Annotated in this window: 20 protein-coding genes; 8 read left to right on the top strand and 12 right to left on the bottom strand. The window is 34.0% G+C overall.

Annotation, left to right across the window (positions count from 1 at the left end; translation table 11 throughout):
* Nucleotides 1–264: 264 nt before the first annotated feature.
* From AAEO57_RS09235 to AAEO57_RS09220, 4 genes are all read right to left on the bottom strand, one after another.
* Nucleotides 265–3,006, bottom strand: a complete 2,742-nt coding sequence (locus AAEO57_RS09235; RefSeq protein WP_341691860.1) for a pectate lyase family protein — start codon at nucleotides 3,004–3,006, stop codon at nucleotides 265–267.
* 450 nt (nucleotides 3,007–3,456) lie between these two features.
* Nucleotides 3,457–3,990, bottom strand: coding sequence for a DUF6646 family protein (locus AAEO57_RS09230; RefSeq protein ID WP_341691858.1), 534 nt, complete (start codon nucleotides 3,988–3,990; stop codon nucleotides 3,457–3,459).
* 44 nt (nucleotides 3,991–4,034) lie between these two features.
* Entirely contained in the window at nucleotides 4,035–4,760 is a 726-nt protein-coding gene (locus AAEO57_RS09225; RefSeq protein ID WP_341691856.1) for a metallophosphoesterase family protein, read from the bottom strand.
* Between the two features lie 151 nt (nucleotides 4,761–4,911).
* The gene (locus tag AAEO57_RS09220) at nucleotides 4,912–6,108 is read right to left on the bottom strand and encodes a C1 family peptidase (protein WP_341691853.1); all 1,197 of its coding nucleotides are present in this window, start codon (nucleotides 6,106–6,108) and stop codon (nucleotides 4,912–4,914) included.
* Nucleotides 6,109–6,336: 228 nt separating this feature from the next.
* Here AAEO57_RS09220 and AAEO57_RS09215 point away from each other — a divergent pair, with 228 nt between their 5' ends.
* Nucleotides 6,337–7,134: a helix-turn-helix domain-containing protein gene (locus AAEO57_RS09215; RefSeq protein ID WP_341691851.1), complete on the top strand. Its 798-nt coding sequence runs from the start codon at nucleotides 6,337–6,339 to the stop codon at nucleotides 7,132–7,134.
* A gap of 79 nt (nucleotides 7,135–7,213) precedes the next feature.
* The gene (locus tag AAEO57_RS09210; protein WP_341691849.1) at nucleotides 7,214–8,074 is read left to right on the top strand and encodes a CPBP family intramembrane glutamic endopeptidase; all 861 of its coding nucleotides are present in this window, start codon (nucleotides 7,214–7,216) and stop codon (nucleotides 8,072–8,074) included.
* 143 nt (nucleotides 8,075–8,217) lie between these two features.
* Here AAEO57_RS09210 and pyk read toward each other — a convergent pair whose 3' ends face one another.
* The 5 genes from pyk to AAEO57_RS09185 all read right to left on the bottom strand — a co-directional run bounded on the left by pyk (nucleotide 8,218) and on the right by AAEO57_RS09185 (nucleotide 12,742).
* Nucleotides 8,218–9,651, bottom strand: coding sequence for a pyruvate kinase (gene pyk, locus AAEO57_RS09205; RefSeq protein ID WP_341691847.1), 1,434 nt, complete (start codon nucleotides 9,649–9,651; stop codon nucleotides 8,218–8,220).
* A gap of 5 nt (nucleotides 9,652–9,656) precedes the next feature.
* Entirely contained in the window at nucleotides 9,657–10,142 is a 486-nt protein-coding gene (locus AAEO57_RS09200) for an IPExxxVDY family protein (RefSeq protein ID WP_341691845.1), read from the bottom strand.
* A 123-nt stretch (nucleotides 10,143–10,265) separates the two neighbouring features.
* On the bottom strand, nucleotides 10,266–11,006 hold the full coding sequence (gene rnc / locus AAEO57_RS09195) for a ribonuclease III (protein ID WP_341691844.1): 741 nt from the start codon (nucleotides 11,004–11,006) through the stop codon (nucleotides 10,266–10,268).
* A gap of 9 nt (nucleotides 11,007–11,015) precedes the next feature.
* On the bottom strand, nucleotides 11,016–12,269 hold the full coding sequence (fabF, locus tag AAEO57_RS09190; RefSeq protein WP_341691841.1) for a beta-ketoacyl-ACP synthase II: 1,254 nt from the start codon (nucleotides 12,267–12,269) through the stop codon (nucleotides 11,016–11,018).
* A 236-nt stretch (nucleotides 12,270–12,505) separates the two neighbouring features.
* The gene (locus AAEO57_RS09185) at nucleotides 12,506–12,742 is read right to left on the bottom strand and encodes an acyl carrier protein (RefSeq protein ID WP_007137004.1); all 237 of its coding nucleotides are present in this window, start codon (nucleotides 12,740–12,742) and stop codon (nucleotides 12,506–12,508) included.
* Between the two features lie 175 nt (nucleotides 12,743–12,917).
* On the opposite strand from AAEO57_RS09185, the gene purN reads away from it, so the two are divergent.
* Nucleotides 12,918–13,481 carry a phosphoribosylglycinamide formyltransferase gene (purN, locus tag AAEO57_RS09180; RefSeq protein WP_341691840.1) on the top strand — a complete coding sequence of 188 codons (564 nt, stop codon included), beginning with the start codon at nucleotides 12,918–12,920 and terminating at the stop codon, nucleotides 13,479–13,481.
* Between the two features lie 151 nt (nucleotides 13,482–13,632).
* The gene (gene rnhA, locus AAEO57_RS09175) at nucleotides 13,633–14,112 is read left to right on the top strand and encodes a ribonuclease HI (protein WP_223681303.1); all 480 of its coding nucleotides are present in this window, start codon (nucleotides 13,633–13,635) and stop codon (nucleotides 14,110–14,112) included.
* A gap of 57 nt (nucleotides 14,113–14,169) precedes the next feature.
* On the opposite strand, the gene AAEO57_RS09170 is transcribed toward rnhA, so the two are convergent.
* Nucleotides 14,170–14,520, bottom strand: a complete 351-nt coding sequence (locus tag AAEO57_RS09170; protein WP_341691839.1) for a DUF6249 domain-containing protein — start codon at nucleotides 14,518–14,520, stop codon at nucleotides 14,170–14,172.
* Nucleotides 14,521–14,818: 298 nt separating this feature from the next.
* Here AAEO57_RS09170 and AAEO57_RS09165 point away from each other — a divergent pair, with 298 nt between their 5' ends.
* Nucleotides 14,819–15,406, top strand: coding sequence for an RNA polymerase sigma factor (locus tag AAEO57_RS09165; protein ID WP_341691838.1), 588 nt, complete (start codon nucleotides 14,819–14,821; stop codon nucleotides 15,404–15,406).
* Complete coding sequence (locus tag AAEO57_RS09160) at nucleotides 15,390–15,794, top strand: hypothetical protein (protein WP_341691837.1); 405 nt, start codon at nucleotides 15,390–15,392, stop codon at nucleotides 15,792–15,794. The genes AAEO57_RS09165 and AAEO57_RS09160 overlap by 17 nt, the downstream gene beginning before the upstream one ends.
* A gap of 2 nt (nucleotides 15,795–15,796) precedes the next feature.
* On the opposite strand, the gene AAEO57_RS09155 is transcribed toward AAEO57_RS09160, so the two are convergent.
* Nucleotides 15,797–16,288, bottom strand: coding sequence for a hypothetical protein (locus AAEO57_RS09155; protein WP_341691835.1), 492 nt, complete (start codon nucleotides 16,286–16,288; stop codon nucleotides 15,797–15,799).
* A 308-nt stretch (nucleotides 16,289–16,596) separates the two neighbouring features.
* On the opposite strand from AAEO57_RS09155, the gene AAEO57_RS09150 reads away from it, so the two are divergent.
* Both AAEO57_RS09150 and AAEO57_RS09145 read left to right on the top strand, forming a co-directional pair.
* Nucleotides 16,597–17,520 carry a PfkB family carbohydrate kinase gene (locus AAEO57_RS09150; protein ID WP_341691833.1) on the top strand — a complete coding sequence of 308 codons (924 nt, stop codon included), beginning with the start codon at nucleotides 16,597–16,599 and terminating at the stop codon, nucleotides 17,518–17,520.
* 79 nt (nucleotides 17,521–17,599) lie between these two features.
* A complete protein-coding gene (locus AAEO57_RS09145) occupies nucleotides 17,600–19,498 on the top strand; it encodes an amidophosphoribosyltransferase (RefSeq protein ID WP_341691831.1) in 1,899 nt (632 codons plus the stop codon).
* Between the two features lie 333 nt (nucleotides 19,499–19,831).
* On the opposite strand, the gene AAEO57_RS09140 is transcribed toward AAEO57_RS09145, so the two are convergent.
* Nucleotides 19,832–20,302, bottom strand: coding sequence for an OsmC family protein (locus tag AAEO57_RS09140; protein WP_341691829.1), 471 nt, complete (start codon nucleotides 20,300–20,302; stop codon nucleotides 19,832–19,834).
* Between the last annotated feature and the right edge of the window lie 335 nt (nucleotides 20,303–20,637).

Genomic DNA, 20,637 nt, shown 5'->3' with positions numbered 1-20,637 from the left:
AATGTAATAAATTACACACATTAAAAAACCTTATTTTATATAGCCTCACAAACTCTTCAAGTCTGTTTTTTAAAAAAAATTAACTTAAAACAGTTATTTTGTTTTAGAAAAACTAATTTTTGATACACACGAAATGAAACAAGAAAAAACTTACTCTTTTGTAATTAAAAACTCAAACACTTCCAATACTTTATTTAAAAAGCAAACACAAAACACAAAAAAAGCTTCCAAAAATTGGAAGCTTTTTTCAACAAATAATTTTAATTACTTTTTGACAATCTTTTTAGTAGCAACTCCCTGATCGGTAGTCACTTTTACCACATAATTTCCTGAAGCAAGATCACCAACATCAACCGATTCAACCTCGTTTGAAATATTTTTCACTACCGCTCCGGTTAAACTGTAAATCATTACATTTTTCACCTTTTGATCTTCGGAAGAAATAAACAATTGATCTGAAACAGGGTTCGGATATAAAGCTAATTTTGAAACCTGAACATTATCTCCTAAACCTAATGTTGGATAAGATGTTTTTACATAAAATAAGTTTGCCACATTATATTTTTCTATCAAATGGCTTCCCGCCGGAACAGATAGCGTTATAAGTCCTCCTGAACCCGTATAGTTTACATTATCAAATTTAATAGTAGGAGCAGCTTCAACAAACACCAATGTTAATGTACTTGGCTGAGAAGTTGTATAGTTAATTTTCGTGCTAGATTCTATCTTTAAACATTGTGTCAATGTTAGCCCGTCATAACTTACAGTCCCCTTAGTTGTTGAAAGCGATCCGGTAATCGCATAAAATGTACTGGACGTTCCAGATATAGTAAAATTATGTATTTGATCGCCTACAGAAACTGCATTAACTGTAATCGTTCCCGACACCGAAACCGGAGTTCCTGCACTGCCCGAAGTAGTTACCGTAAAAGCAATTGAACCTGTAGCTGTTGGTGTACCAGAAATTGTAATAGTCCTTGCTCCCATATCCTTTACTGAGCCAAGACCCGCAGGCAATGTACCAACTTCAGCATCTTCAGCATCACCACTCCAGGTTAATACAATCGGAGCGATAGCAGCACCAATTGTTATTGTCTGGCTATTGTTATTACTAGTTAAAGTAAGCGCCTGACTACTTGGAGGCAACATTGTGATGGTGCCGGAAATAGAAACAACCGAACCAACGCTTCCTGTTGTAGTAACTGTATATTGCTTCGTCTCGGTTGGTATTCCCGAAAGCGTTAATGTTTTAGCAGTAGTATTTTTTGTAACAGAAATTCCATTTGGTAATCCTGTTGCAGATGCATCAGTGGCATCACCCCCCCATGTAAAGACGATATTTACAATTGCATTTCCACTGGAAATACTTTGGTCGTTATTACTTGTAGTAACATTTAATGTTTGATTTCCAGGCGCTACAGTTTCACCCTGAACAGACACCAATTTTGTTGTATAGTTTGTTAGCGCTGTTTTTAATGCTGTGTTCACATCTGATAAAGCATCATCAACAGCATTGTTAAAAGTCCATTTCAAATCTCCTCCTTCAATGCGTCCGGCATAAGTCATTGTATTTGTTTTTGCATCTGCCGGGCTATCTGCCGTATAAGAATACATAATCAAAGGATCAATATCAAAATTATTATACACATTAGCGCCTAATTTCGACTTAATACTGTTACTTATAGGAATCGATTTGTCTGTCACTTCAATCGCATCAAATTCAACAGGATTAGTAATCGCATCATAAACAACATAACGTGTTTGTCCACTCATAACATTATTAAATGCTTTTATTGTTCCTCCAGCATCTCCAGAGAAAGTACCTACTGCACCTCCATACTTATCAGTACCTTGTCCAGAAGTAAGCATAGGATACTTACAATTACGGAAAAAATTTGCCTCCATAAATACAGACGAACCCAGTGTAGATCCGGCCCCATATTTTGAATTTCCATCATAATAATTATTGTAGACATGAACAGTGTGAGTTCTTACACGTGGATGCCTACTATCTGAATGATCATACCAGTTATGATGATAGGTTAAATATCCCGGAGTTTCCGAATTTCCATTCCCTAAAAGATTAGATTTTCCGGAATCCCAAAAGTGATTATAAGAAAACGTAACAAATGTTGATTCTTTACTATCTAAAGCCCCATCTCCTTTTACCTGATCAGCATCTCCTCCTGGTGCACCATAAAAAAAATCACAATTATGCACCCAAACGTAATTATTATCAGCCTGAAGACCTATATTATCTCCTTCACCAGCATCGGTCAACATTAATCCAATATTCCTAATTTCTATGTTCGATGCTTTTTTAAGACGAATACCCCAGCCATTTGCAACCGCATCATTACCTATACCTTCCAGCGTTACATAACTTGAAGCATTGTTAGCATTTTCAATCACAACATCTCCCCCCTCAAGAACACCTGGATCTGTAATATTTCCAATCATACGAATAATAAAAGGACGTGTATCTTTGCCTTTTTTGATTCCATATAAAATATTTTGTAAACCAACACAAGGATTAGCATTAGCTCCTGTAATATTAATCGAAATTGTGTTTTTTGTATTTTGAGTAATATACAAAATCACAGCGCCAGTTTTAGGCGTACCATCTGCTTTATATCCTCCCGGAACACGACCTCCATTAAAAGCAAAACCTGCTCGATCATGAGCCAAAACAGTTAAGGAAGACGTGGTTGCACCAGCCCCTTCAATACCTGACGTAACCGGTTTCACAGTCAAAGTGTAACTACCTGCCGCAATACCAGGCACGTCTGCACGAAAATAGGTTCCGTAACTGCGAATCAGTTGTTCATCAATTTTTTTGTTTGTTTCTCCACCGCCAGTATAATAAACGTTATAACTGTCAGCTCCTGCTGCTGGAGACCATTCTACAAAAGCAGACTCAAGCCATCCTGAAGATCTTGTAATTGTTTGCGCTCCAACTTTTGCTGAAATTAAAAGCAAAGCCATGTAAAGTAAAATTCTTTTCATAAATGTGGTTTAAGTAAATAGATAGTTTAGTGTAAATCATCGAAAAACAATTAAATAAAATGTAATCGATTACACTAAAGTAAATATTTTTCTTTAATCTTAAAAAAATTTAGAAAAAAATTACACATAGTAAAAAAATATACGATTTAAATAAACATAACTTAACTAAAACGTTGTAGCTTGAATAGCGCCTAAAAGCCCGTAGATAGAGACTTATACCAAATAGTCCATATCCGTTTCTAAAAATTCGGATGTAAAAAACAAACAAACCCGAACAACAGGAATATTCCTATTTTTTAAAACAGTACTATCATAAAAATTCCTTTTTAACACTATTTACATTTTATAAACTTTCAGAATCAAAAATGGTTTCGGGTTAGATTTTAAACAAAAAAAAAAGCGACGATTTGAAATTCAAACCACCGCTTTCTATTTTTATTTTAAAACTCCTTACAAATTAAAGGAAGCTCCCAGGCTAAACGTAAACTGATTATTTAAATGATGAAACATTTCGTCATTGTCACTATATTTTGCAATAGGAAATCCAAGCTCAGTAAATACTCCGAAGCCATCTGTAAAAAAATAACGACCTCCCACATGTCCACCGAAATTTTTCAATCCAAGGCTTAAACCAGGGTAAATATCTAATTTTTCATCAATATCAAAGACATTTCCTATATTGGCATTGATTCTGAATTTAGCATCAAAACGGTCTTCAAAATCTGGTTTTACATTATGGTATTCTGTTGTTCCTCCATTATAAAAACCTGAAAACTCACTTACTCCCAACAAATAAGTGGCCACAAAACCGTAGGAGAAATTTTCCCCAAGACCAAAATCAACAGATCCCTGAATTCCTGATCCTCCATCTTGTATATTTGCCCCTACATTAACTTTGACATCTCCTTTTCCTTTAAAAGCCTGTTGTGCGTTTGTATTAATAACTGATAATCCTAAAAACAATAATGCAATAATTTTTCTCATAAAATGTAAATATTTTTTAAAGTACAAAAATAAATTTTTAGAACTTAATTTCGGCCTCTTTCATTAAAATACAATTCGTTCAAAGGCTCACTTTGCCAGAATTCTTTTGTATCTACATCCATTATAGTCAAAGGCCCCTTAAATGCGGCACCTGTATCAATATTCCAGACACACGCTTTATTTATCGGAACCGTTTCACCGATTCGGCTAACAGGTGTATGCCCAATATAAATTTCTCTGTATAATGTAAATCGCTTAGGATAATACAAATCTTGTTCTTTTAAATCAGGATTTAATGAAAGCGCAGTTTCCCACAAGGTTCTGTCCCAATAAAATGATTTAGAAAAATACTCATATTCAACGCCATTCAAATTCGTAAAACCTGCATGTACAAACAAGCGATTTTGTTCATCGAGGTAATAATCCTGCAGTGACTCCAAAAATTTTATATGAACTTGTTTTTGTTCATCATTCAATTTCTCATAAGCCAAAACAGTGGCCTCTCCTCCATGCTGATACCAGAGCTCATTATTCTTAGCGTTTTTTAGCCATTCTAATAATAAGTCATCATGATTTCCTCTTATACAGATACACTTTTGCCTGCCCTGAAGATGAATGAGATAATCAATCACTTGTGGTGACTGACTCCAGCCGTCTACATAATCCCCCAGGAAAATTAAAGTGTCTTTTTCAGTAACTTCTGCTTTTTTCATCACTTGTTCAAGGGCGAGTAAACCACCATGAACGTCGCCTATAACAAATGTTCTCATCAATAATTATTTAATTCGGAATTTACAAAAATATACAAAATGATTGGCGTAAGATAATTATTTTGTATCAATAAAGAGAAATCCCGACAATCTTAAAAACACCTTGTTTTATAAGATTGTCGGGATTAATGCTTTAAAAAAACAAACGAAATTATACGCCTAGTTTTTTGGCAATTTCAGAAGGAATTCCTCCTTTGTTCACCATTAAGGCTGTTGTTTTATATTTTACGAAATTTTTTGTCACAAATAAGAAACCTTTGTAGTCATTTGTTTCTCCCCAAGAATTTTTTACGATATAATATTCTTTTCCTGTCTGATCTTTTGCCAGACCAATAATGTGCATTCCGTGGTCATCGGTAGTCTGATAATTATCAAAAGCTGCCTGACGCATTTCAGCTGTAATTTCCGGTTCCGCTTTTGGCCCGTTGAACATGTCTGCTTTTTCTTCTGCTGTCATATCATCGTATTTTTTTGATGAAACATAAGCGACACCATTTTTCCAGCTAAAACTTTTTTCACTAACATCTGTTGCCCATGCCACAGTGTAGCCTTTTTTCAAAGCATTATCAATAACATCGGTCATGTCATTTACTTTTACATTATAAACCTGATCAAATGACCAGTTGTCAGGCACAGCTAATAATGTTTTTTGATAATACGGAGCAGTTGTAAAAGATGACATTTCTATATACTCGTCAGGATTGATCCCAACTACTTCTTTTGCGAAACTCTGGGGCGTGTAATTTTTTCCTTTATAAGTAAAATTATCCGGAACTTTTCCTAAGTATGAATCAATTACAGAAGCATAGGCTTTTTCCCAGCTTGGTGTCAGTTCCCCATTTGGGTTTTTAACAACCGCTGTTAATACTCCTTCAATAAGAGCTGCCATTTCAGCAAATTTATTTTTATCTGTTCCGTAATTCAATCCTGTGTATACTTCTCTCGGAACAGTTCCGTATTTTTTATACATATTAATTACATCATGCAAAGAACCTCCGTCACCCAAAGTAACAGCACCGTGCATACGTACATAATTTTTTCCTTTTTCAACATATACATTTCTTGCTGAAAAAATCTGAGACAATTCAACGGGCTGTTTTCCTAAACGAATCATTTCAGATTCTAAAAAAGAATTGGTAGAATAACTCCAGCATGTTCCTGAAGAACCCTGCAATTTTACTGAGGTAGTTCCTAAATTAATTACTTCAGTGAATTTAAAGTTTTCTTTGCTTTTTTCACTTGCATTAAGCTTTAGTGAATTTACTAAAATGTCTTGTGCGAAACCCCCGCTGACACCTGCTAAAAAAACAGATGCAGCAAAAATTGATTTCATTGTAATTTTATACATAATCAATGATTTAATAGTTGCCTAATTAGTAACCCTTATTTTATTTTTGTTACAAATCAATTAAATAATAAGTAAAAAAACTATTATTTTTGAGTTAATATTTATACAATGTTTTTATTAAGCATCCAATCCTTACAAATACTTCAAAAAGCATCCAATGTTTTTTTTAATATTTTATTTTCTTAATAAATAGTATTTTAGTCTTTAAATTATACCAGCCATCCGCTAATGTACGAGCTCGAGAAGGAAAAATATTTAGGCAATACCAAAAACATCTTCAATACCTCACAAGGTATCGCTGTGGTCGAAACTGAGTATCAAAACAAAGTTTACGAAGGCTGGCATTCTCATAATAATGCTCACATTACACTTTTCCTGAAAGGTGGTACGACTGAAAAACGAAAAAAATTTAGCGAAACTGTTGGAGCAGGTTCATTGTTGTTTTATCACAGCGACGAATTGCATTTGAATCAGAATACGCTTTTTCCTTCAAAAAACATCAATATCGAAATTGAAGAAACCCTTATAAAAGAGCTTCAAATCAGCGAAGCAATAATCGAAAAATCAATTGAAAATAGTACGCTCACAAAATTTTTGATTCTCAAAATATTTAAGGAAACACTCACTGCAGATACTTTTTCGAGTGATAACATAACGATGCTTTTCTCTCAATTATCCCAAACACATCATCATTTAGAACGATTTGAAAAGAGTCCGTATTGGGTAAAAAGCTTAACTGAATTATTAAATGACTGCTGGAATGAAAATCCGAATCTGAAAGATCTGGCAAATGTTTTACAACTAAATCCTATTACAATATCCAAACACTTTCCTAAATATTTTGGCTGCACTCTTGGTGAATATATGCGCCGTATCAAAATAAACCGGTCAATTTCACTCATTCAGTCCAATCAAAGCAATTTAACCGAAATTAGTCTCGAATGCGGTTTTGCTGATCAAAGTCACTTTATCAGAACTTTTAAAAACCAAACCGGATTTTTACCCAAACAATTTCAAAAATTATAAGGAAGGCAAATTTCATTCTATTTTTTGGTTTAAAGGCAATCTACTTTTGCTTCAAATTAATATTTAAAACCAAATCTAAATGGAAGTCCTTACTACAAAACAAAAAATATTTAAATCCCCAATATCCAAGATGATCCTTGCCTTACTTGTTTTTATGGCAGTTGTAATAATTGGACAGCAATTTTTTTCAAGATTGCTTGCATTAACACCACTTGACAAAGATTACAGAAACCTTTTGAAAGGGCTTTTAGTTTCATCAGCCTGCATTTTCAGCTATATTCTGTTTTTTAAAAAGTATGACAAAAGGATCATAACTGAATTTTCCACAAAAGGAATTGTCAAAAATATATCTTTGGGTATCCTGATAAGTGTTATCCTACAATCACTTACCATTTTCGTAATGTATTTAAATGGAAATTACAGCATCGTAAATATCAATCCTGTTTCGTTCGTCCTGATTCCGTTTGCGATTATGTTTACAGTAGCGATTATAGAAGAAATACTGGTGCGCGGAATTATATTCAGAATTTTGGAAGAAAAACTGGGAAGCTATATTTCGCTTACCATTTCAGCAGTCCTGTTTGGTGTTTTTCACCTTGCAAATCCTCACGGCACTTTACTGTCATCAATATGCATAATCATGGCTGGGTTTTTATTTGGAGCTGCTTTTATTTACAGCCGTAATTTATGGCTCCCAATCGCTTTACACTTTGCCTGGAACTTTACACAGTCTGGAATCTTTGGCGCTATTACATCCGGAAACGAAAAAACAAACAGTTTATTTGAAGCTAAAATACAAGGACCAGAAATTATTACAGGTGGAGAGTTTGGCCCTGAAGGATCCATTCAGGCTATTGTTTTCTGCACACTTGGAACAATTTTATTCTTAATTTTAATTCATAAAGAAAATAAAATTATTAAGCCTTACTGGAAAAGATAGGTTTTTGCGTATTTTGAATTACAATCAGAATTCCCGATCAATCTTTATTTGTCGGGATTTTTTTTGGCCTTAGTTCATAAGAATTGAAACAAAAAACCATCCGGTAAATCGGATGGTTTTTCAAATATATACTTTTATAAAAACTATTCTATTTCAGAAACTCTCATGGTATTTACCATTCCTTTATCTTTGATTGGCATTGCCGCAAGGTTAATTAAATAATCCCCTTTTTTAGCATACCCTTTCTGAACTGCAATTTTATTTACATCGGTAACGGTATCGTCTGTACTTTCTTCATTGTCATAGAAAAATGATTTAACTCCCCATAATAAATTTAATTGTGTTAAAATTCTTCTGTTTGAAGTAAACACTAATATATGAGCAGAAGATGGTCTCCAAGCTGAAATCTGGAAAGCAGTATAACCACTATTTGTAAGTGTACAAATTGCTTTTGCCTTAATTTCATTAGCCAATAAAGCTGCCTGATGACAAACTGTTTTAGTAACAAAACGTTTTGTTTTAATTTGTGGTGTGTTTTGTGGAACCTGAATAAGCGGAGAATCCTCAACAGCCTCGCAAATTTGGGTCATTCTCTGAATCACCTGTACCGGATAATTTCCTGTAGCTGTTTCTCCGGATAACATTACTGCATCAGCTCCATCCATTACAGAGTTTGCAACGTCGTTTACTTCTGCTCTTGTTGGAGTTAAACTTGTAATCATTGTTTCCATCATTTGTGTAGCAACGATAACCGGAATTCTGGCAGTTTTTGCTCTACGGATCAAATCTTTTTGAACCAATGGTACTTCGTGAGCAGGAAGCTCAACACCAAGATCTCCACGAGCGACCATTAAACCATCACAATATGCAATAATTTTATCCATGTTCTCAAGAGCTTCCGGCATCTCAATTTTAGCCACAATTGGAATTTTAACGTCTGAATGCTTCGCAATTAATTCTTGAAGATCCTGTAAATCGCGCGGAGTTTTCACGAATGAAAGTGCGATCCAGTCTACTTTTTGTTCAATTGCAAAAATTGCATCAGCAATATCTTTTTCAGTTAAAGCCGGCAAAGAAATTTTTGTATTTGGAAGATTAACCCCTTTTTTAGATTTTAATTCTCCACCCTGAATTACCTTAGCAACAACTTCAGTTTTTTTATCTGTAGAAACGATTTCAAAAATAAGCTTACCGTCATCAAGTAAAATACGCTCTCCAACATTTACATCATTTGGAAAATTTTGATATTTCATGAATGCTTTTTTTGCATTTCCGATAATATCCTCTGCTGTAGTAAAAGTAATTTCGTCACCATCATTTACTACAGTTCCTTCTTCCATTACACCAACTCTAAGCTTTGGTCCCTGTAAATCCCCGAGGATTGCAGTAGTATATCCAAATTCTTCGTTTAGTCCTCTAATAATATTTATCTTCTCCTTAACCCCTTCGTAATCAGCATGCGAAAAATTGATTCTAAACACATTAACCCCTGCTTCGATCATATCTTTGATAATCTCTCTCGTACTACATGCAGGCCCAAGTGTAGCTACAATTTTAGTTTTTTTGTTTGTTAGCATTTTTTTTAAAAAATTAAATTGTTCTTTGATTTTATTTTGTTTGTATCCACAGCATAAATAGCCGCAATACTCTCAATTGTATTTAGCTTTTGCTGTATCTCTGAAAAATTTATAGCCTCATCGCTGTCAATTTTCAGGAAAAAATCTACTTTTTTGAATTCAGGAAGTAAATGAATTGTTGTAGAAACCTCACTTGTTTCACTGGAAAACAAATTCTGAAAATCACCCGTACTCACTGAAATGATTTCATTTTTATTCTGAATCAGGTTCCATGAAAGGGCTTTATCGGTATCATAATAATAAAATCTTGAAAAATTTGCCTCTCCCTGTTTAGTCTGAGCATGAATCTCGTTTTTGCTCTTACTTAAGTTGACCGGAAGTTTTTTATTGATAAAATAAGCCAATCGATAATCCTCCAGAGGAGTATGAATTGCCATTAAATAATAATCAATTTCGTCAAATTCGTCTAAATCCAATCTATGAACAGCCATATCATGAAATATCAAGTTGTAAATATACTATTTCTATCGTAGCAGAAATAGTTAAGAACGGCATGTTTTTGTTAATTTATAAACGAAAACGTTATAGCCTTACGGAATCACAGCATTTTTCTATTATTTCTTTGCCATTTTTTCCTGAAATGCGAAATAAGCCCGCTGTGACGCTTTCTCTTCTGCTTTCTTTTTTGAAGTTGCTCTTGCTCTTGCCACTATTTTGTCGTCGATACTCAGTTTCACTCCAAATAGTCGTTGTCCGTCAATTCCGTTATCTTCAAAAATATCATAATGAAAAATTTTCTTTTCTTTCTGACACCATTCGATAACCAAACTTTTATAACTAATTACTTTGCCTTCAAGTCGTGCAATATCCACATAAGGAATAATAACTCTGGTATGAATAAACTTTTCACAAAATGAATATCCCCTGTCTAAATAAATAGCACCTATGAGTGCTTCAAAAATATTTCCGTGTATATTTTCTCCAAAATGCTGAACCGGAACTTTGCTTTCGACAAAACGAACCAGATTTAAATCTTTGCCAAGTTCATTAAGATGCTCCCTGCTCACAATTTTAGAACGCATTTTGGTCAGGTAACCCTCATCTCCGTTTGGGGCTTCATTATACAAATGCGCAGCAATCACAGAACTCAGCATAGCATCTCCCAAGAATTCCAGTCTTTCATAATTAACCGGATTACCAAATATGTCCTGTTTATTAGAGGATCTGTGTGTAAATGCTTTCTTGTAAAATTCAAGCGAAACAGGCTGAAAACCAAGAATTTTCTGAATATCATCAAAAAAAATCCCGCCTTCTTGAGTACGGGATTTTTTAAATATTTTTTTGATAATATTCATATACAGAAATTAGTCAACTAGTTTTTTAAACAATACACAAGCATTATGACCTCCAAAACCAAATGTATTACTCATTGCAACATTTACTTCTCTTTTCTGAGGTTTATTTAAAGTAAGGTTTAATGACGGGTCAATATTTTCGTCAACAACACTATGATTGATTGTCGGTGGAACAATACTGTTCTGCATGGCTAAAATAGAAGCAATTGCCTCAATAGCTCCGGCAGCACCAAGCAAATGCCCTGTCATTGATTTTGTTGAATTGATATTAATGGTTTTTGCATGATCTCCAAAAACAGCGCTGATTGCTTTAAGCTCAGCTACGTCTCCAAGAGGAGTAGAAGTTCCGTGGGTGTTGATATGATCAACCTCCTCAGGTTTCATTCCGGCATCTCTCAACGTATTTTGCATTACTGCAATAACTCCAATTCCTTCCGGATGCGGAGCTGTTAAGTGGTACGCATCTGAAGACATTCCGCCACCTCCAATTTCGCAGTAAATTTTTGCTCCCCTTGCTTTAGCATGCTCATACTCTTCAAGAACCAAAGCTCCTGCTCCTTCACCTAATACGAAACCATCTCTGGTTGCATCAAAAGGTCTTGAAGCTGTTTCCGGGCTTTCATTTCTTGTAGACAAAGCGTGCATTGAACTGAAACCACCCATACCAGCAATAGTAACTGCAGCTTCAGAACCGCCAGATACAATTACATCACACATTCCTAAACGAATATAGTTGAAAGCATCAATTAAAGCATTGGCAGAAGAAGCACAAGCTGAAACTGTAGTATAATTAGGGCCCATATAACCATTACGCATCGAAATATGCGCAGGTGCGATATCGGCAATCATTTTAGGGATAAAGAAAGGGTTGAATTTTGGTGTTCCGTCTCCTTTTGCATAATACATTACTTCATCCTGAAAAGTTTCTAAACCTCCGATTCCGGCTCCCCAGATAACACCAACTCTTTGTTTGTTAACATTATCATTTGTAATTCCTGCATCTTTAATAGCTTCATCACTGGCTGCAATTGCATACTGAGCAAACTTATCAAGCCTGCGTGCTTCCTTACGATCCATGTAATCTTCGATATTGAAGTTTTTCACTTCGCAGGCAAATTTCGTTTTATGCTTTTCTGTATCATAATACGTTATTGGGGCAGCACCGCTAACTCCATTAATAAGTGCATCCCAATACTCCTGGATATTGTTTCCGATAGGAGTAAGAGCACCTAATCCTGTAACAACAACTCGCTTTAATGCCATAAAAATGTATTTTGTATCTTTAAACAAATAAAACCCACGCTTTCTTAACTGTATGTTCTACTTAAGAGCCATGGGCATTATATAATATATCTTTTGATTGAAAACCAATCGAAATTAAATTTTATAAAATAATAACACCCGATTTCCAGAATTCCAATTCTTTTAAAATACAAATTCCAATCTTGGGATTTGGATATTCAGATTTTGAGAATTTTTAGAATTCGGGTGCGATATTATTATTTTTTAGCTTCCTCGATATAAGAAATAGCTTGACCAACAGTAGCAATGTTTTCTGCTTGATCATCTGGAATCTGAATATCAAATTCTTTTTCGAATTCCATAATAAGCTCAACAGTGTCTAATGAGTCAGCTCCTAAATCATTAGTGAAGCTTGCTTCTGTTACAACCTCGTTTTCGTCAACACCTAATTTGTCTACGATAATCGCTTTTACTCTTGATGCAATGTCTGACATAATCTTTAATTTTAGAATTTAATTTGTTGGCAAAAATAAAAAACTTTATTTTAAAACAACTATTTAGTTAATAAATGTATCACTAATTTATAAAATTAATTTCAAGAAAGGTCTTTCAATACTATTTATTTTGATTTTTTATTCCGTTTTTTGCATTCTCAAAATAAATTTGATTATGAAAAAAATTGTTGTTTTTGCCTCAGGTTCAGGAAGTAACGCAGAAAATATTATTACACACTTTAAAAAAACCGAAATCGCAAAGGTTGTTTCTGTCTTTACCAATAATGCAAATGCAAAAGTCATTGAAAGGGCAAAAAATCATCAAATTCCGGTCGAAATCTTCTCAAAAAACGAACTTTTAGAGTGTAATGTCTTACAAAAAATACAAAAAATCGACCCGGATTTGATAGTTTTGGCTGGATTTTTACTGAAATTCCCTGAAAATATAATTGAGCAATATCCACATAAAATAATCAATATTCATCCGGCACTTTTACCAAATTACGGAGGTAAAGGAATGTATGGCATGCACATCCACAGAGCAATTGTAAATAATAAGGAAAAAGAAACCGGAATTTCTATTCATTATGTAAATGAAAACTACGATGAAGGCGCTATAATTTTTCAGGCCAATGTGGCTTTAACCGACGAAGACACGCCTGAAACTGTTGCAGAGAAAATTCATGAACTGGAACAAAAACATTTTCCGGAAATTATTCATAAAATACTAGAACAATAAATTGCTTAAATTGTTAGAATTCTTAGACATAAGATTTCTTAGATTTTATATTTTTCAAATAAAAACTTAAGATTCTCTTTTATCTGAAACTCTAATAATCCAACAACCTAAGAAGTCTAATAATCTAAAATTCTAAGAAGTCTAAAATTAAATGAATCACGAAGTACATATATATACAGACGGCGCTGCAAAAGGAAATCCGGGAAATGGTGGCTACGGAGTCGTGATGGAATTGGTCGGGACTCCTCATAAAAAAGAATTCTATGAAGGTTTCCGCTTAACTACTAACAACAGAATGGAACTTCTGGCTGTGATTGTAGGTTTAGAGAAACTCAAAAAACCAAACATGAAAGTCCTTGTAATTTCGGATTCTAAATATGTTGTAGATTCTGTCGAGAAAAAATGGGTTTTAGGCTGGGAGAAAAAAGGTTTTGCCGGAAGAAAGAATGCAGATCTCTGGAAACGTTTTTTAATTGTGTACCGCAAACATCAAGTCGATTTTAAATGGATTAAAGGTCACAACAACCATCCTCAAAACGAACGCTGCGATCAATTGGCCGTTATGGCATCCATGCAGCCAAAACTTTCTGTAGACTCTTTTTATGAAACAACCGACTCTAAACTGATATAAAATAAAAAACGTATCGAAATCTAACCCCGATACGTTTTTCAGACTGACTTAAAATCTTTATTGCTCTTTATCTAAATCCTTGGCCGTTCCAAATCCGATTAACAATCCAACTCCGGACATTATAAAAATAATAGAAGGATAAACGGCATCATCTTCCAGCGAGGTATAAGTCGTAATTAATAAGGCAATAAATATTCCGACACCACTTCCTATCAATAAGAAAGCCAGATTCACAACAAATACTTTCCACGCCGGCACACCTTTGGCTTTTCCTTCCAAAAAAATACTGGCATCGACACCTTTTTCAATAAGTGCTAATCGTTCTCTGTTTCGCGTTGAATAAATAAGATAAACGATTCCAAATATCATTAGGAAAAAAGTGATTGGGATTAAAATTTCTGCATTCATAATTTTATATTTTTAATTGATTGATACTTCATAGGACGACACCTTTTAAGTTCAGGTTACAACTTAACCTAAAAAATCATTTTTTTTAAATTTCAAATTCCAAAACTTACTCATAATCAACTAATTTTAACTTTGAAAAACTTCAACTCTACCTTAATATATGATAAGTAAGAATTTGAAAATATTTTAGAGTTCATATAAATTGGGATTTGGACTCGAACGATAGCGAACAGGCGAAGCAATTTGAATAATTGAAATTTTCTGTAACCTAAATTGATGATTTGTCGTCCTATATAATATGAGTACTTTAAATGATCAGCATTATATCGACAGAATTCTGCAGGGCGAGACCAGTTCATTTGCCGTGTTGGTCGATCGTTATAAAGACATGATTTTTACTCTGGCCTTGAAAATGGTTAAAAACAGAGAGGAAGCCGAAGAAGTTGCTCAGGACACTTTTATCAAAATATATAATTCCTTGGCAAAGTTTAAAGGTGATTCTAAATTTTCGACATGGATTTATAAAATTGCTTACAATACATGTTTAGACCGTTTGAAGAAAAACAAAAAAGAAGATTTAAACATTTCGATTGATGAATTTTCGGCACATTTAATTAAAACGATGGACAATGCTTTGAGTGCTTTAGAAGAAAAGGAGCGAAAACAAACCATTCAAAATTCTTTAAATTTGTTACCAAGTGAAGAAAAATTCCTGCTGACTTTATTTTATTTTGAAGATCAGAGTTTAGAAGAAATTGGCAAAATCATGAACATCAATGCTAATAATGTCAAGGTAAAATTATTTAGAAGCCGACAGAAATTAGCCGTAATTTTGAGACAGCAGTTAGAACCTGAAATAATAAAATGTTATGAGAGAGAGCGATAAAGATATAGAACAACTTATTGATAGAATGATGGCTGAAGAAAAACTGCAGTCACCATCAATAGATTTCACTTCTAAAATAATGGCTGAAGTTCTAATTTTGGAAAAGAAAAAACTTAAAACATACAAACCATTAATTTCTAAGCCAGTATGGATTTCCATTGGAATTGCTTTGGCTTTCCTTGTAATTTATACTTCTCTTTTTTCAGTTTCAGAAAGCAATTTTAAAATTGACGAAATTGGAAAATTATATTCTGATAAAATTGCAACAGTATTCTCAGGTATTCATTTTTCTAAAAATTTCCTGTATGCTATTTTAATTGTTCCTTTGATGATTTTGATTCAGGTTGGGGTTTTAAAGAATTATTTTGATAAGAAGTATCAGGTGTAAAATTATTTAAAGGAATCTTCTCTTTTTCTAATGTAATCTTTGCCGATATAGCAATCAACGCTAACATCATATCTATTTAAAAATAAAAAATATTTTATTGTCGAATATGCGCCAGTTTTTATAACTGATTTATTCAGTTCTAGTTCATCTTTTATAATTGATGGTTTCGAATATTTTTTTAAAAATTTATCAAACCCTAAACCTGAATATTCTTTTTCTATAATTGGGTTCAGTTTAAAACTCGCCAGATAAATTCGCTTTTTAAACAATTCTTTATCCAAAACAAAATTTTTGTTTAGAACTGCGCTTAAAAAATCTTCAAAGGATTTAAATTTTTTAAAATAATACTCTTTATAAAAAAAGAATAATTCATGATTGTTGGTTTCATAAACTTCATTGTTTTTTGTCAAACCATATAAATCCAAGCCCACATATATAGAAGGCAATAATTGTCCATCTTCATATTCTTCCATAACCGATAATTTTTCAATCATCTTTTCAGAAAAGTTTGGTTCCTTTTTTTCACAGGAAAACAAAAAGTAAAACAACAATAATAGGAAAATCTTCTTCATAGTTATTTTATATATAAACAAATCTACTAAAAACATTTACAAAATATAAGTTGCATTTTAAATCCAGAAAACCTATTATAAGTATTCCAAAAAACCAATTTTAAACAATTCATTTACAAGAGTTTTGCTTTGAAATAGTTGTCTTTTTTTTATGAAAATTTTGAGATTGCAAACCGTTGCAATATTGTAACTTATAAAGTATCTTTGCACCTTAATTCGAAATTCATAAAATGAATAAATTATTGATTGTTGGAACAGTTGCTTTCGACGCGATTGAAACCCCTTTCGGAAAAACAGATAAAATATTAGGTGGTGCTGCAACTTATATTGGTTTATCAGCCTCATTTTTCAACCTGCAATCGGCCATAGTTTCTGTAGTTGGCGACGATTTTCCTCAAGAACATTTAGATTTACTGACTTCAAAAAATATCGACATCTCCGGAATCGAAATTGTAAAAGGAGGAAAAACCTTTTTCTGGAGCGGTTTGTACCACAACGATCTGAATTCAAGAGATACTTTGGTAACTGAGTTGAACGTTTTGGCAGATTTTCAGCCAAAAGTTCCTCAAAACTTCAAAGATGCTGATGTGGTAATGCTAGGGAACTTGCACCCATTAGTACAAAGCAGTGTTTTGGATCAAATGGAGAAAAAACCAAAATTAGTGGTTTTAGACACCATGAACTTCTGGATGGACTGCGCTCTTCCTGAATTACTAGACGTGATCAAACGTGTAGATGTTATCACAATCAATGACGAAGAAGCAAGACAATTATCAGGTGAATATTCATTAGTAAAAGCGGCTGCTAAAATTCAGGAATTGGGACCAAAATATGTGGTGATCAAAAAAGGAGAACACGGCGCGCTTTTATTCCATAACAGAGAAGTATTCTTTGCACCGGCTTTACCGCTGGAAGAAGTTTTTGATCCAACCGGAGCGGGAGATACTTTCGCAGGCGGATTCTCCGGATTTATTGCGCAAAGCGAAAACATTTCATTTGGAAACATGAAAAACGCAATTATTTACGGTTCAAATTTGGCTTCATTCTGTGTAGAGAAATTTGGAACCGAGAGGATGGAAACATTGAGCAAAGCAGAAGTAGCGATTCGATTACAGCAATTTAAGTCGTTAACTCAGTTTGACATAGAAATATAATGCCTAAGAGCCTCGATAAAACGGGGCTTTTTTATTACGTTAATACACACAACTTACAACAACACAAATACAAAACACAATGAGCGACGCTTTAAAACACGAATGTGGTATAGCCTTAGTCAGACTTCTTAAACCGCTTGAATATTACAAAGAAAAATACGGAACTGCTTTTTACGGAATTCAGAAAATGTATCTGATGATGGAAAAACAGCATAACCGTGGTCAGGATGGTGCCGGTTTTGCCAGCATCAAATTTGATGTTGAGCCGGGACAGCGCTACATAAGCAGGGTGCGTTCCAATCATTCGCAGCCCATACAGGATGTTTTTAAACAAATCAATGAGCGTATCAGCGAGGAATTAAAAGCGAATCCTGAACTTGGTGACGACATGAAGGAACTAAAAGCAAGTATTCCTTATATCGGAGAATTGTATTTAGGACACGTTCGTTATGGAACTTTCGGAAAAAACAGCATCGAAAGTGTTCACCCGTTTTTGCGTCAAAGCAACTGGATGCACCGTAACCTGATTTTGGCAGGAAACTTTAATATGACCAATGTTAAAGAACTTTTTCAAAATTTGGTTGAATTAGGACAACATCCAAAAGAAATGGCCGATACCGTTACTGTAATGGAAAAAATTGGTCATTTTTTAGATAAAGAAGTAATGCAGCTGTATCAGGACTGTAAAGCCGAAGGCTACTCCAAAAGAGAGGCTTCTCCGGTCATTGCAGAACGTCTGGACCTTGCTAAAATATTAACACGCTCTGCCAAAAACTTAGACGGAGGTTACGCTATGGCTGGTTTATTAGGTCATGGAGACGCTTTTGTTTTTAGAGATCCTGCCGGAATTCGTCCTGCATACTACTATCAGGATGACGAAGTGATTGTTGTAGCTTCTGAAAGACCTGTGATTCAAACTGTATTTAATGTTCCGTTTGAAAGTGTTCAGGAAATTGAGCCTGGGAATGCTTTAATTATCAAGAAAAGCGGTAAACTTACCATGAACCAGATTTTGGAGCCTACGGTTAAAAAAGCCTGTTCTTTTGAAAGAATTTATTTTTCAAGAGGGAGCGATGCCGAAATTTATCAGGAACGTAAAAATCTGGGAAAACTAGTTTTGCCTGCCGTTCTAAAATCGATTGACAATGATACAGACAATACTGTATTTTCATATATTCCAAATACGGCAGAAACTTCTTTTTACGGAATGGTCGAAGCAGCGCAGGATTTCCTTAACCAGCGCAAGAACGATTACATCATTGCCAATAGAAATACACTAACTGCCGAAACGCTTCAGGAGCTTTTAGCTGTAAAAATACGTACGGAGAAAGTTGCTATTAAAGACGCTAAACTCAGAACCTTTATTACAGAAGACAGCAGTCGAGACGATTTAGTTGCTCACGTTTATGATGTTACTTACGGCGTAATCAAACCAAATGATAACCTGGTTATTATAGATGACAGTATTGTTCGTGGTACGACTCTTAAAATGAGTATTATCAAAATGATGGATCGTTTAAATCCAAAACGTATTGTTATCGTATCTTCAGCGCCACAAATCCGTTATCCGGACTGTTACGGAATTGATATGGCTAAACTGGAAGGTCTTGTTGCTTTTAGGGCTGCTTTGGAACTATTGAAAGAAAGAAATTTATATCATATCGTTGACGAAGTTTACACTAAATGTAAAGCGCAGGAGAATTATGCAGATACTGATGTTGTAAATTATGTTACGGCAATCTACGATCCTTTTACTCCTGAAGAAATTTCAGACAAAATAGCTGAAATGTTAAGCTCACCAGAAATTAATGCCGAGGTTAAGATTATTTTTCAAAAAGTGGAAGATTTGCATATTGCCTGTCCAAAAAATTTAGGAGACTGGTACTTCACAGGAGACTATCCAACACCAGGCGGAAACAGGGTTGTGAACAGGGCATTTATGAACTTTTATGAAGGAAAAAACGCAAGAGCTTACTAAAAAAAAGTTAAAAAATGCATTTCATCGACTTTTTTTGCCGTTCATCCTATTTGTTTGGCAAAAGTGCAATGCTGATATATCTTTGAAGAACCATAACATTAGTAGGTTAAGTTTATGGTAGATTTGGGGCAAAAAAGGTGGGAGAAATCTCACCTTTTTTATTTTAAAAACTTCAACAAATTAAAATTCAGTCACTTAATCGGATTAATATGTTTTTAATCCGGAATATTTGAAACAGAAAATATATCGCCATACATTTGGTAGACCATGACATTAGTAGGTATTGTATGTGGTAAATTTGGGGCAAAAAGGGCGGAAGAAATTCCGCCTTTTTTATGCTCCCTCACAAGAGGCATTATGCAAAACCGGAAAGCTACATGAGTTCGCAATAAAGCACAACTGATTGGCTTTTTTATGAAGTTCTAAAGCCAATTCTATTTGATCCGTATTTACAATTTTAACTTTTGGATACAGACGAACTTCTGTAAACCGTCCGCTTCCATCAGCAGAAACTTCAAGTGTAGCTTCGGCATTGTCTGTGTATTCTAAAACTTCGATTCCGTTTTGTGAGCATACATACAAGTACGACATCATGTGACACGCAACCAGACTGCTCAAAAGCAAATCTTCCGGATTATATAATTGAGGATCTCCCTTGAAAGCTTTTGCAGCAGAAACGTCTAAAATTGGTTTTCCTTTGATTTTAATTTGATGTGTTCTACTGTAAATTTTTGAAGTGGTTTCTGCTGGATTTTGTTTTGAAGTCCAGTTTAGGTTTGCTTTGAAGAGATGTTTGAATGACATAAATTAAATTTAACCACAATTAACAAAAAAAAAGCAACTCATAATTAAGTTGCTTTAGTGTTTTTTATTAAAATTGGTCCAATTTGCAAAGTGTCTATTTCTAAATTCGTTGAAATAAAGAATAGAAGTATTATAAAAGCCAAATAGACAGAATATTTATCAACTTTAACTTGAGTTCTTCTAAGTTTTTATAAGACTTATTATAAAGCTCTAAAAGAATATTTTCTTCCGCTTGTTTTAGAAAGGTTTAAATTTCGATTCTATTGTCATTTTCTAAAATTTAATTAAAAAAAGAGTTTAAAAATTGATTTTATGGGGTAATAATATTCTCTATC

The sequence above is a fragment of the Flavobacterium calami genome (genome assembly GCF_038290035.1).
Lineage (GTDB): Bacteria > Bacteroidota > Bacteroidia > Flavobacteriales > Flavobacteriaceae > Flavobacterium > Flavobacterium calami.
This window is presented reverse-complemented; position numbering and strand designations above follow the sequence as displayed.